Annotated in this window: 7 protein-coding genes; 3 read left to right on the forward strand and 4 right to left on the reverse strand. The window is 68.7% G+C overall.

What is annotated here, in order from left to right:
• Nucleotides 1-26 precede the first annotated feature (26 nt).
• Both uvrA and APY03_RS16140 read left to right on the forward strand, forming a co-directional pair.
• The gene (gene uvrA, locus APY03_RS16135; protein WP_083944397.1) at nt 27-6,086 is read left to right on the forward strand and encodes an excinuclease ABC subunit UvrA; all 6,060 of its coding nucleotides are present in this window, start codon (nt 27-29) and stop codon (nt 6,084-6,086) included.
• A 198-nt stretch (nt 6,087-6,284) separates the two neighbouring features.
• Nucleotides 6,285-7,241, forward strand: coding sequence for a tripartite tricarboxylate transporter substrate binding protein (locus APY03_RS16140; RefSeq protein WP_068678202.1), 957 nt, complete (start codon nt 6,285-6,287; stop codon nt 7,239-7,241).
• 62 nt (nt 7,242-7,303) lie between these two features.
• Here the strand turns inward: APY03_RS16140 and hmpA are convergent, their stop codons facing one another.
• Together hmpA and APY03_RS16150 are read right to left on the reverse strand one after the other, a co-directional pair.
• Nucleotides 7,304-8,518 carry an NO-inducible flavohemoprotein gene (gene hmpA, locus APY03_RS16145; protein ID WP_068678203.1) on the reverse strand — a complete coding sequence of 405 codons (1,215 nt, stop codon included), beginning with the start codon at nt 8,516-8,518 and terminating at the stop codon, nt 7,304-7,306.
• Nucleotides 8,519-8,619: 101 nt separating this feature from the next.
• Nucleotides 8,620-9,465, reverse strand: a complete 846-nt coding sequence (locus APY03_RS16150) for a GNAT family N-acetyltransferase (protein ID WP_068678204.1) — start codon at nt 9,463-9,465, stop codon at nt 8,620-8,622.
• Between the two features lie 81 nt (nt 9,466-9,546).
• Between APY03_RS16150 and trxC the strand changes: the two genes are divergently transcribed.
• A complete protein-coding gene (trxC, locus tag APY03_RS16155) occupies nt 9,547-9,984 on the forward strand; it encodes a thioredoxin TrxC (protein ID WP_068678205.1) in 438 nt (145 codons plus the stop codon).
• Nucleotides 9,985-10,057: 73 nt separating this feature from the next.
• On the opposite strand, the gene APY03_RS16160 is transcribed toward trxC, so the two are convergent.
• Together APY03_RS16160 and APY03_RS16165 are read right to left on the reverse strand one after the other, a co-directional pair.
• The gene (locus APY03_RS16160) at nt 10,058-10,849 is read right to left on the reverse strand and encodes an HAD-IIB family hydrolase (RefSeq protein ID WP_068678206.1); all 792 of its coding nucleotides are present in this window, start codon (nt 10,847-10,849) and stop codon (nt 10,058-10,060) included.
• Nucleotides 10,849-12,486 (reverse strand): peptide chain release factor 3, encoded by a 1,638-nt coding sequence (locus APY03_RS16165; RefSeq protein ID WP_068678207.1) that lies wholly within the window; start codon nt 12,484-12,486, stop codon nt 10,849-10,851. Before APY03_RS16165 ends, APY03_RS16160 begins: the two co-directional genes overlap by 1 nt.
• Nucleotides 12,487-12,558: the final 72 nt, after the last annotated feature.

The raw sequence follows: 12,558 nt of genomic DNA on the forward strand, positions 1-12,558 counted from the left end.
ATGTCTGCCCCACCCCCAAGGCACTCATGACACAGGGCTCCATCCGGATACGCGGTGCGCGTCAGCACAACCTCCAGAATCTCGACCTCGACATCCGCACCGGCGAGATGACGGTGGTCACCGGCCCGAGCGGCTCGGGCAAGTCGAGCCTCGTGTTCGACACGCTCTATGCCGAGGGCCAGCGGCGCTACGTCGAGACGTTCTCGGCCTATGCGCGGCAGTTCCTCGATCGCATGGACAAGCCGGCGGTCGACAAGGTGGAAGGGGTGCCGCCGGCCATCGCCATCGACCAGACCAACCCGGTGCGCTCCTCGCGCTCGACCGTCGGCACGATGACCGAGCTCAACGACCACCTGAAGCTGCTGTACGCGCGCGCCGCGCAGCTCTTCGACCGGGAGACGGCGCTGCCGGTGCGGCACGATTCGCCCGACTCGATCTATGCCGAGCTGGTGGCGCGGGCGGCTGCCGCGGGTGATCCGCGCGTCGTGCTGACCTTTCCTGTCGAGCTCCCCGCTGGCACCAGCAACGACGAGATCGCGCAATGGCTGTCGGCCAGCGGCTTTACGCGGGTTCAGGGCGAGCGTGAGATCGCCACTCCCACGGGTCCGCGAAAGGTGCTCGACGTGGTGGCGGACCGCTTCCGCATGGCGAACGCCGAGCGCGCGCGGGTGATCGAGGCGATCGAGGTGGCGCTCAAGCGTGGCAGCGGGCGGCTCACCGCGCATGCGCTGCCGGCGGATGAAGGCGGCCGCCCCGCCGCCGGGCCGCCCCAAGGCGGGGCAGCCCCCTCGGGGGGCAGCGAATCACACGAAGTGGGGAGCGTGGGGGCTTCCTCCCCAGAGGTGTGGAAGTTTTCGACAGGGCTGCATTGCCCCGATACGGACATCCGCTACGCCGACCCGATTCCCTCGATGTTCTCCTTCAACTCGGCCGTGGGCGCCTGCGAGACCTGCCGCGGCTTCGGCCGGGTGATCGGGGTCGACCTGGGCCTGGTGATCCCCAACGACAAGCTGACGCTGCGAGCCGGCGCCATCAAGACCATCCAGACGCCGGCCTGGAAGGAAGCGCAGGACGACCTGATGCGCCACGCCGAGGCAGCCGGCATCCCGCGCGACACGCCCTGGAACAAGCTCACGCCCGAGCAGCAGGCCTGGGTGATCGAGGGCTCGCCGCACTGGAACGGCAAGTGGAACCAGCAGTGGTACGGCGTGCGCCGCTTCTTCGGCTACCTGGAGAGCAAGGCCTACAAGATGCACATCCGCGTGCTCTTGTCCAAGTACCGCAGCTATACGCCATGCCCGGCTTGCGGGGGCGCGAGGCTCAAGCTGGAGAGCCTGCTCTGGCGCATCGGGAGCAAGCAGGACGCGGATGCAGTGCTGGCGCCTTCGAAGCGCGTCATGCCGGTGGGAGTGAAGTGGTCGCGCGAGCAACTGGAGGCGCTGCCGGGCTTGTGCCTGCACGACCTGATGCTGCTGCCGATCGAGAGATTGAGGCAGTTCTTCGATGGCATGGCTACGTCCCCCTCCGGGGGAGGGCAGGGGTGGGGGCAGGCGCGCGCAGGAGGTGCAGCGGGCCCCCACCCCAACCCTCCCCCGGAGGTGGAGGGAGCAAGGCAGGGCGAGACCCAGGCTTTGAAGCTCCTCTTCGATGAAATCACCACGCGCCTGCGCTACCTGCACGACGTCGGCATCGGCTATCTCACCCTCGACCGGCAGAGCCGCACGCTCAGCGGCGGCGAGGTGCAGCGCATCAACCTGACGACGGCCTTGGGCACGTCGCTGGTCAACACGCTGTTCGTGCTCGACGAGCCCAGCATCGGCCTGCACCCGCGCGACATGAACCGCATCACCGAAGCCATGCTGCGCCTGCGCGACGCCGGCAACACGCTCGTGGTGGTGGAGCACGACCCGGCGGTGATGCTCGCTGCCGACCGGGTGATCGACATGGGCCCCGGCCCCGGCGTGCGCGGCGGACGCATCGTGTTCGACGGCGGCCCCGCCGAATTGCGCCATGCCGATACGCTCACCGGCGAGTACCTGGGCGGTCGCAAGCAGATCGGCATGAGCTTCAGGCGCATGGTGAGCGACAACACGCCGCGCCTCATCCTCGAAGGCGTGCGCGAGCACAACCTGCGCAACATCACGGTCGAGTTCCCGCTGGCGCGGCTGGTCTGCGTGACCGGCGTCAGCGGCTCGGGCAAGTCGACGCTGATCCAGGACGTGCTGGCGCCCGCGCTGATGCGCCACTTCGGCAGGGCAACCGAGACGCCCGGCGCGCACGACCGGCTGCTCGGTGCCGAGCAACTGAGCGAAGTGGTCTTCGTCGACCAGTCGCCCATCGGGAAGACGGCACGCTCCAATCCCGCGAGCTACGTGGGCGCGTGGGACGCGATCCGCGAGATCTTCGCCACCGCGGCGCTGGCGCGGCAGCGCGGCTACACGGCGTCGAAGTTCAGCTTCAACAGTGGCGACGGGCGCTGCCCGACCTGCGGCGGCTCCGGCTTCGAGCATGTGGAGATGCAGTTCCTCTCCGACGTCTACCTGCGCTGCCCCGACTGCGACGGCAAGCGCTACCGGCCCGAGATTCTCGAGGTGAAGATCGAGCGCGGCGGCCGCAGCCACAATGTGGCCGACATCCTCGAGCTCACGGTGGCCGAGGCGACGGCACTCTTTGCCGGCGACCGCGAGGTACTGCGCGTGCTGCAGCCCATCGTCGACGTGGGCCTGGACTACGTGAAGCTGGGCCAGCCGGTGCCCACGCTCTCGGGCGGCGAGGCCCAGCGCCTCAAGCTCGCGGGCTTCCTGGCCGAGGCGGCCAAGACCGGCAGTGCCAGCAAGCAGCCGCTGGCGCGCAAGGGCACGCTGTTCCTGTTCGACGAGCCGACCACCGGCCTGCACTTCGACGACATCGCACGCCTGATGCGCGCGCTGCGCAAGCTGCTCGACGCCGGCCATTCGCTGGTGGTGATCGAGCACAACCTCGACGTGATCCGCGCCAGCGACTGGCTGATCGACCTCGGCCCGGAGGGCGGCGAGGGCGGCGGCCAGGTGGTGGCGGTGGGCACGCCCGAGCAGGTGCGCGAGAACAGCGCCTCGCTCACCGGCGCGGCGCTGGTCGACTACGACCTGGCCATCGGCCCCGGCGCCTACAAGGTGGCGGAGCGCGCCGCACGCGCTTATGCGGCGCGTGCGCGGCAGCAGCAGGCGGCGGGCCGCGACGCGATCCAGATCGTCCATGCGCGCGAGCACAACCTCAAGAACCTGTCGGTCGACATTCCGCGCGGCAAGTTCAGCGTGGTGACCGGCGTCAGCGGCTCGGGCAAGTCGACGCTGGCCTTCGACATCCTGTTCAACGAGGGGCAGCGGCGGTACCTCGAGTCGCTCAATGCCTACGCGCGCAGCATCGTGCAGCCGGCGGGCCGGCCGGAGGTGGACGCGGTCTACGGCATCCCGCCCACCGTCGCCATCGAGCAGCGGCTGTCGCGCGGCGGGCGCAAGAGCACGGTGGGCACGACCACCGAGGTCTGGCATTTCCTGCGCCTGCTCTACGTCAAGCTGGGCATCCAGCACTGCATCCACGACGGCGCGGCGGTGCAGCCGCAGACGCCGGACAGCATCGCGGCGCAGCTGCTGAAGAACTTCCGCGGCCAGCACATCGGCCTGCTGGCGCCGCTGGTGAGCAACCGCAAGGGCGTCTACACCGAGCTGGCGGACTGGGCGCGGCCGCGCGGCTTCACGCACCTGCGGGTGGACGGCGAGTTCCTGCCCACCACCGGATTCCCGCGCATCGACCGCTTCAAGGAGCACAGCATCGAGCTGCCGGTGGCCAGCCTCGACGTCGAACCGGCGAAGGAGGCCGAGCTGCGCGAGGCGCTCGCGCGCGCGCTGGAGCACGGCAAGGGCGTGGTGCATGTGCTGAGCGAGCTCGCCGGCCTGCGCGGCGCCATGATGGCGGGCGTGCCCACCGCGGGCATCGGCCGCGTCCATGTGTTCTCCACGCTGCGCGCCTGCCCGGTGTGCAGCACCAGCTACGGCGAGCTGGACCCGCGGCTGTTCTCGTACAACAGCAAGCATGGGTGGTGCCCGGACTGCGTCGGCACGGGGGTCAAGCTCACGAAAGAGCAGCGCAAGGTCTACGACGACTCGACGATGGCGGCGGACAACCGCGGCCGGGAGCAGACATTCGCGGAGCCCGAGGCGGAAGACGTGGGAGAGGTGGCGTGCCCGGCGTGCCAGGGCACGCGTTTGAACCGGACCGCCCGGGCGGTGTTGTTCGGCGGGGATGCCGCAGGGGAGAAGCGGGCAAGCCCCGACGCGGGCCCGTTGGCAGACGCCGCCTCGCTCCCTCTCCCGCCTGCAGGAGAGGGATGGGGTGAGGGCGGCATCGCCATCACGCAGCTCGCGAGGATGAGCGTGACCGATATTCGCAGGTGGTTCGACCATATCGCGTTGATCGGAAGGCAGGCCGAGATCGCGCGCGACCTCGTCCCGGAGATCAGGAGCCGCCTCGAATTCCTCGAGGAGGTCGGCCTCGGCTACCTCACCCTCGACCGCGGTGCTCCCACGCTCTCGGGCGGAGAGGCCCAGCGCATCCGCCTCGCGGCACAGCTGGGCAGCAACCTGCAGGGCGTGTGCTACGTGCTGGACGAGCCCACCATCGGCCTGCATGCGCGCGACAACCAGATCCTGCTGGACGCGCTGCACAAGCTGGGCGAGAAGGGCAACACGCTGGTGGTGGTGGAGCATGACGAAGACACCATCCGCCGGGCCGACCACATCATCGACATCGGGCCCAGCGCGGGCAAGCGCGGCGGGCGGCTGGTGGCCGAAGGCAGCGTGGCCGATCTGGAAGCAGCCCGCGAATCGCAGACCGGGCGCTACCTGCGCGATGCCATCAAGCACCTGCTTCAGCCGCGCCGCGCTGTCCTTCTCTCTCCCCAGGAAGGGGAGGGAGCCTTGCGCTGGTTGACCGTGCGTGGTGCCGACCTGCACAACCTGCAGGAAGTCACCGTGACCTTGCCTCTCAACCGCCTGGTCGCCGTCACCGGCGTCAGCGGCTCGGGCAAGTCCACCCTGGCGCGCGACGTGCTGCTCGCCAACGTGCATGCCATCGTCGTGCAGCGCATGACCAAGGCCGGCCGCGACGCCGACGCCGCCGGCAAGCGTCCCGCCTGGTCCGGCTGCGCGGCGATCGAAGGCTACGAGCCCATCGACCGGGTGCTCGAGGTGGACCAGACGCCCATCGGGAAGACGCCGCGCAGCTGCCCCGCCACCTACATCGGCTTCTGGGACACCATCCGCAAGCTCTTCGCCGACACGCTGGAGGCCAAGGCGCGGGGTTATGGCCCCGGCCGCTTCAGCTTCAACACCGGCGAGGGCCGCTGCCCGGGTTGCGAGGGCGCCGGCGTGCGCACCATCGAGATGAGCTTCCTCCCCGACGTCAAGGTCCCCTGCGAGGTCTGCCATGGCGCGCGCTTCAATCCCGAGACGCTGGCCGTGAGCTGGCGCGGCAAGAGCATCGGCGACGTGCTGCAGATGGAGGTCGACGAAGCGGTCGAGTTCTTCGCCTCCATGCCCAACATCAGCCACCCGCTGCAGCTGCTCAAGGACGTCGGCCTGGGCTACCTCACCCTGGGCCAACCTTCGCCCACCCTCTCGGGCGGCGAAGCGCAACGCATCAAGCTGGTGACCGAACTCAGCAAGGTGCGCGACGATGTCACGCGGCGCGGCAACAGGATGCCGCACACGCTCTACGTGCTCGACGAGCCGACGGTCGGGCTGCACATGGCCGATGTCGAGAAGCTGATCCATGTGCTGCACCGGCTTGTGAACGGTGGCCACAGCGTGGTGGTGATCGAGCACGACCTCGACGTGATCGCCGAGGCCGACTGGCTGATCGATCTCGGCCCCGAGGGTGGCGATGGCGGGGGGCGGGTGGTGGCAGCGGCGCCGCCGGAGGAGGTGGTGCGGCTGCGCACGCACACGGGCGTTGCGCTGGGGCCGGTGCTGGCGCGCGGCGCGGGGCGGCACGAAATAGTGCGGCTGCCGGTTCAGGCCGTGCCGATGCCGATGCGGCGAGAAGCCTGAATGCGGACCTTCCGGGCGATGCCCGACATCGACTGCCACGACCACGGCAACGGCAACGGCATGCAGGCCATCTCCTGCGAGCGCGTGGACGTGCAGCAGGCGGCTTGACGCCCCGGCGACAGGCCGGGGGTCAGCCCCGATTGCCCGGAGCCCGGCATCGCGGCCAAATGGCGGGCCTTTCTGTTCTGGAGCTGACCCATGTTTCGCCGTTCCCTCCTGTGCGCCGCCCTCGGCCTGGCCGCTGCCGCCGCTGCTCACGCCCAGACCTTCCCCGCCAAGCCGATCAAGCTGCTGGTTGCCTTCCCGGCCGGCGGCCCGACCGACATCACGATGCGCCAGCTGGCCGAAAACGCCTCGAAGGTCCTCGGCCAGCCGATCGTGGTCGAGAACAAGCCCGGTGCCGGCGGCACGCTGCCTGCGCAGGCGCTTCAGACCGCGCAGCCGGACGGATATACCGTCGCCCAGACCCCGCTGGGCGTGTTCCGCCTGCCCTACACCACGAAGATCACGTGGGACCCGGTGAAGGACATCAGCTACGTGATCAACGTCACCGGCTACGCCTTCGGCATCGTCGTCCCGGCCGACAGTCCCTTCAAGACCTGGAAGGACTTCGTGGCCTATGCCAAGGCCAACCCCGGCAAGCTGACCTACGGCTCGACCGGCAACCTGACCAGCCCCCACCTCACCACGGAGCTGGTCGCGCAGAAGGCCGGCATCGAGCTGCAGCACGTGCCCTACAAGGGCAGCGCCGACCTGATGCTTGCGGTGCTCAGCGGGCAGCTGATGGCCGCGGCCGACAGTACCGGCTTCGCGCCGCAGGTGGAGGCCGGCAAGCTGCGCGTGCTCAACACCTGGGGTGAGAAGCGGCTGGCCAAGTTCCCGGATGCGCCGACGCTGAAGGAGCTGGGCTACGACATCGTGCAAAGCTCGCCCTTCGGAATCGGCGCGCCCAAGGGCACGCCGCCGGAGGTGGTGAAGAAGCTGCACGACGCCTTCAAGCAAGCGATGGAGGAGCCCAGCTACGTGGCCGCGCTGGGCCGCTACGACATGCTGCCCAACTACATGAGCTCGGCCGACTACACGAAGTTCGCCCAGGCCACCTTCGCGCGCGAAAAGGCGCTCATCGAGAAGCTGGGCCTGGCCAAGCCGCAGTAAGCCCTGGCTGGCTGGGATCGCGCAGCCAACCCAGCCTCCGCCGAACGCTCGCGATGCCCGGCCTATTCCTCGAATACGTCGGTGCCGAACACCTCGTAGTGCACCCTGGCCTCGTCGACGCCGAGGGCCTTCAGTGTTTCCACCTGCTGCCGCATGAAAGGCAGCGGGCCGCAGATGTAGTAGTCCGCATCCCGCTTGAGAACCGCGTCCGAGACCCGGCGCAGGTCGACCATCCCCACATGGTCGTGGTCGTAGCCCTGCACGTCGCTTTCCAGCGGAGCATCGTAGAAAACGATGCTCGTCAGCTTCGGGTTCGTCTCGGCGGATGCCCTGACCCGATCCTTCATCGCGTGCACACGGCCGTTGCGCGCGCCGTGCACGAACACCACCTCGCGGTCGGTGTTCTTCAGCACGGCCTTCATGATGCTCACCAGCGGCGTGAGCCCGACGCCGCCACTGACGAGCACGACCGGCGTGTTGGCCTTCATGTCGACATGAAAGTCTCCGAAGGGCGGCGTGATCCTGACGACGTCCCCTTTGTTCACGAAGTCGTGCAGCAGGTTCGACACGTAGCCTGCTGCCTGCGCGTCGCCATCGCTCTCGCGCTTCACCGAAATTCGATAGTTCTTGCCGTTCGGCGCGTCCGAGAGGCTGTATTGGCGCACCTGCTGCAGATCGAGGCGCGGCACGTCGACGACGATGCTGATGTATTGGCCTGGCTCGAAGTCGGCGAGCTCCAGGCCGTCTTCCGGCTCGAGAAAGAAGGAGGTGATCACGTCGCTTTCGACCCGCTTGTGACGAACCACGAAGTTGCGCCAGCCCCGCCAGCCACCCGGACGTGCAGCCGCCTCGTCGTAGAGCGCGGCCTCTGCGCCGATCATGAGGTCGGCGAGTGCCTGGTAGGCCAGCGCCCAGGCTTCCAGGATGGGTTCGGTTGCCGCGTCGCCAAGCACCTCCTTGATGGCTTCGAGCAAGTGATGCCCCACCACGGCATATTGCTCGGGCACCACATTCAGGCTCGCGTGCTTGTTCGTGATGCGGGCGACCGCGGGACCGAGCGCCTGCAGGTTGTCGATGTTCGCCGCGTAGGCGAGCACCGCGGCGGCCAGCGCACGCTGCTGCTCGCCGCGCTCCTGGTGGCGCATGTTGAACAGGTTCTTCAACTCGGGATGCGCCTGGAACAGGTGCTCGTAGAAGCGCTGGATGATGGTGAAGCCATGTTCGGCAAGGACGGGCGCCGTGGCTTTGACGATTGCCATGGTGGATGGCGTCAGCATCGCTTTCTCCTTCTCAAGTGCGTATCGGTTCGGTATAGAACGCGTGGGCCGTCGAGTCAACACGCGCGCTGGACGTTCTCGAAAGGGGCTGTTACAGCCACCTAGCCGAGCTCGAGGCTCGTGATGCCATAGACCCGCTGGAGGTCGCAAGCGGGGGGCGAGCCCGCGTACATGCGAGCGGTCTCGAAGACGATGCGCAGGCGATGGGCCTGGGCCAGCGCCACGGCGGCGGCATTGGGCAGGGGCACATCGAGATAAACGGTGTCGCCGGCCGGCACGCTGGCGGACAGTGCCGCATACAGGGCGCTCGCGATCTCCGGCGCGTCGGCGACCAGCGGGCCGATCTTGTGGCCCTCGCGGCAACGCCGGATCAGTCCCCAGCCGGCGAGCTCCCCGTCGGCCACCCAGGCCAGGCCAGTGGCACCGGGCATGGAGCGCCAGCAGCGCAGGAAGGCTTCTCGCGGGGCGGGGAAGACCCGACCGTCGTCGGCGCACAGCATGGCAAGGTCGACGCTGCGAAGCGGCACGATCTGCGAAGCCGGCGCGGGCGCGGCGGAGCCGGCCGGCCCCGCAAAGCGCGCGTTGTTCCACGCGAGCGCGAAGCCGCTTCGGCGATAGTTGTCCTGCTGCGCGGGCACGCCGTCGAGGCCGATCACCTGGCCGGACAGCCGCTTCATGCCCTCCGTCCAGAGACGAAGCCCGATGCCGCGTCCGCGCCACTCCGGCCGCACGATGTACAGGCCGACAAAGCCGAAGCGACCGGCATAGGAGACGGCGGAGATGCAGCCCACCGGCTCGTCGCCGTATTCGGCGAGCAGGAAGCCGCCGGGGTCGGCAGCGTGGAAGCAGGCGGCGTCGTGCAGGCCAGGATTCCAACCCTCTCGCGCGGCCCATTCGATCGCGATCGCGACTTCGCCCTGGCGCATGGTGCGGACGGTGCATTCCATGCGGGCATTGTCGCGCGCTCGCTGGCTTGCATTCGCCTCGGCCGGCCCCAGTTCCCGTGAATAACCTTGCCGGAGTTTCCGATGAACGAATCACTGCACGTCGTCTGCCCGCATTGCCACACCACCAACCGTGTGCGCCAGGCGCAGCTGGGCAGCGCGCCCGACTGCGGCAACTGCCATCGCCCGCTCTTCACGGGCCATTCGACCGCGCTGGACCAGGCGGCTTTCGAGCGCCACATCGGCCGCAATGAGATCCCGGTGCTGGTGGACTTCTGGGCGCCCTGGTGCGGTCCGTGCCGGCAAATGGCGCCCGGCTTCGAGCAGGCGGCGGCGCAGCTGGAGCCGCAGCTGCGGCTGGCCAAGGTCGACACCGAGGCCGTGCCGGCGCTGGCCGCGCGCTTCAACATCCGCAGCATCCCGACCCTCGCCCTGTTCCGCGGCGGCCGCGAGATCGCGCGCCAGGCCGGCGCCATGGGCCCCGCGGATATCGTGCGCTGGGCGCGAGCGCAACTGGGTTGAGCCGTCGGCCCCGGACGCTTGCGCGAGCCGCGCGAGCTTCACGGTCGCGCCCCGAGGACGCGGCAGGGCGCCTTCAGCCGCGTGCCTGCAGGATGGCGGAAGCGACCTCGGCAAAGCCCGCCCCGCGCTCGCCGGGCGCCACATAGCGCGGCAGGTGGGCCAGCGCGGTCTCGAAGCGCCGCACGTTGGCAACGCCCACGCTGTGGGCGAAATGCTCGAACATCAGCGCGTCGTTGGTCGAGTCGCCCACGTAGGCCCAGCGCTGCATCTCCTCGTCGAGCGGGCGGGCCCAGAGCTCGCGCACGATCCAGCGGGCGCCTTCCAGCTTGTTGTGCTCGCCATACCAGCCGTTGATGTGGATGCTGCTCACGGTGGCGTGCATGCCTTCGCTGCGCATCAGGCCGGCCACCTGCGCGATGGTGGCGTCGTCGAGCCGGGTGAATTCGCTGTGGTCGATGGCAATGTCGCACTCGCGGCCGGCAGAGTCGGCGGCCCGGTGCGCGCCGGGGATCTCGCGCTCGATGCGCCCGAGCACGGCCTGCATGCGCTCGAAGTTGCGCGCCCGGGTCGCGGCATCCTGCTGGTAGCGCTTTTCAATGCGGCCTGCTGCGGTTCGGACGAGCGCCACGGCGCCGTTCTCCGCCACGATCGCATCGACGGGCCACACGCTCGCGAAGGGCTCGCTCCAGCCGACTGGCCGGCCTGTCACGGCCACGAGGTTCAGCCCGGCACCCCGCAGCGCGCCCATGGCGTCCAGCGCATCCGGCGTGACTGCGCCCTCTGTGGTCAGCGTGTCGTCGATGTCGGTGAACACGCCGACGAGCTGCGCGCGCGCCTCGATCGGCCAGGCGTCGAGCGGCAGCATCAGCCTGCGCTCTGCAGGGCCAGGCCCGCATGCTCGCGCAGCGGATGGAAGTGGATCTTCGGAAAACGCTCCTGCGCCAGCCGCACGTCGTAGGGCGAGGTGCACAGGTAGGCCAGCGTGTCGGCTGCATCGCGCGCCATGCGCGCCGGGTAGGCGTCGGTGAAGGCGCGCAGCTCTGCCGGCGTGTCGGCGGTGATCCAGCGTGCACCGGTGTATTGGCAGCCTTCCAACCGCACGTCGGCGTCGTACTCGGTCTTCAGGCGGTGCTGCACGACCTCGAACTGCAGCTGTCCCACAGCGCCCAGCAGCATCGGGCCGCCCACCTCGGGCCGGAAGACCTGGATCGCGCCCTCCTCGCCCAGCTGGGCCAGGCCCTGCTGCAGCTGCTTGGTGCGCAGCGGGTTCCTGAGGATCACGGTCATGAAGAGCTCGGGCGCGAAGAAGGGCAGGCCGGTGAACTGCAGCGAGGCGCCGTCGGTGATGGTGTCGCCCAGCTGCACGCCGCCGTGCGTGGTGAAGCCGACGATGTCGCCCGCATAGGCCTCCTCCACCGCCTCGCGCCGCTGGCTCATGAAGGTGACCACGCTGGTCGGGCGCAGCTCCTTGCCGGTACGCTGCACCTTGAGCTTCATGCCGGGCGTGTACTTCCCCGAGGCCATGCGCACGAAGGCGATGCGGTCGCGGTGGTTGGCGTCCATGTTGGCCTGCACCTTGAACACCACGCCGGCGAAGTCCTTGTCGTCGGGCTGGATCTCTTTCACCACCGGCTGGCGGTTGACCATGGTGGTGCTGGTGCGCGAGCGCGGCGAGGGCGCCAGGTCGACCAGCGCGTCGAGCACTTCCATCACGCCGAAGTTGTTCACGCCGGAACCGAAGAACACGGGCGTCTGCTTGCCCGCCAGGAAGGCCTCTCGGTCCCAGGTGGGCGAGGCGCCGGTGGCCAGCTCCATGCTTTCCATGGCGCTCTCGAAGTCGGCACCGAAGCGCCGGGTCAGCGTGTCACGTTCGGTCAGCGCAATGGTCTCGAAGTCCTGCGGCAGCCGCTCGCTGCCCGACTCGAACACCGTCATGGCGTGCGTGCGCAGGTTCATGATGCCGCGGAAGGTCTTGCCCTGGCCAACGGGCCAGGTCATCGGCACGCAGGGCATGCCGAGCTCGCGCTCCACCTCGTCGAGGATGTCGAGCGGCTCGCGCACCTCGCGGTCCATCTTGTTGACGAAGGTGATGATGGGCGTGTCGCGCTGGCGGCAGACCTCGATCAGGCGCCGGGTCTGCGCCTCCACGCCGTTGGCCGCGTCGATCACCATCAGGGCCGAGTCGACGGCCGTGAGCACGCGGTAGGTGTCTTCGGAGAAGTCCTTGTGGCCGGGCGTATCGAGCAGATTGATCACGTGCTCGCGGTAGACCATCTGCATCACCGAGCTGGCCACGGAGATGCCGCGCTGCTTCTCGATCTCCATCCAGTCGGAGGTGGCATGGCGCGAGGCCTTGCGCGCCTTCACCGAGCCGGCGATCTGGATCGCGCCGGAGAACAGCAGCAGCTTCTCCGTCAGCGTGGTCTTGCCGGCGTCGGGGTGAGAAATGATGGCAAACGTCCTTCTACGCCTGACTTCATCAGTGAATAGACCGTTAGCCATTGATCACTTTCTTGTCCTATGTACACAAATATGTACGCGTTTCCAAAGCCGCTCCTCAGAGCGTGTTTGCAT

The organism is Variovorax sp. WDL1 (assembly GCF_001541225.1).
GTDB lineage: Bacteria > Pseudomonadota > Gammaproteobacteria > Burkholderiales > Burkholderiaceae_C > Variovorax.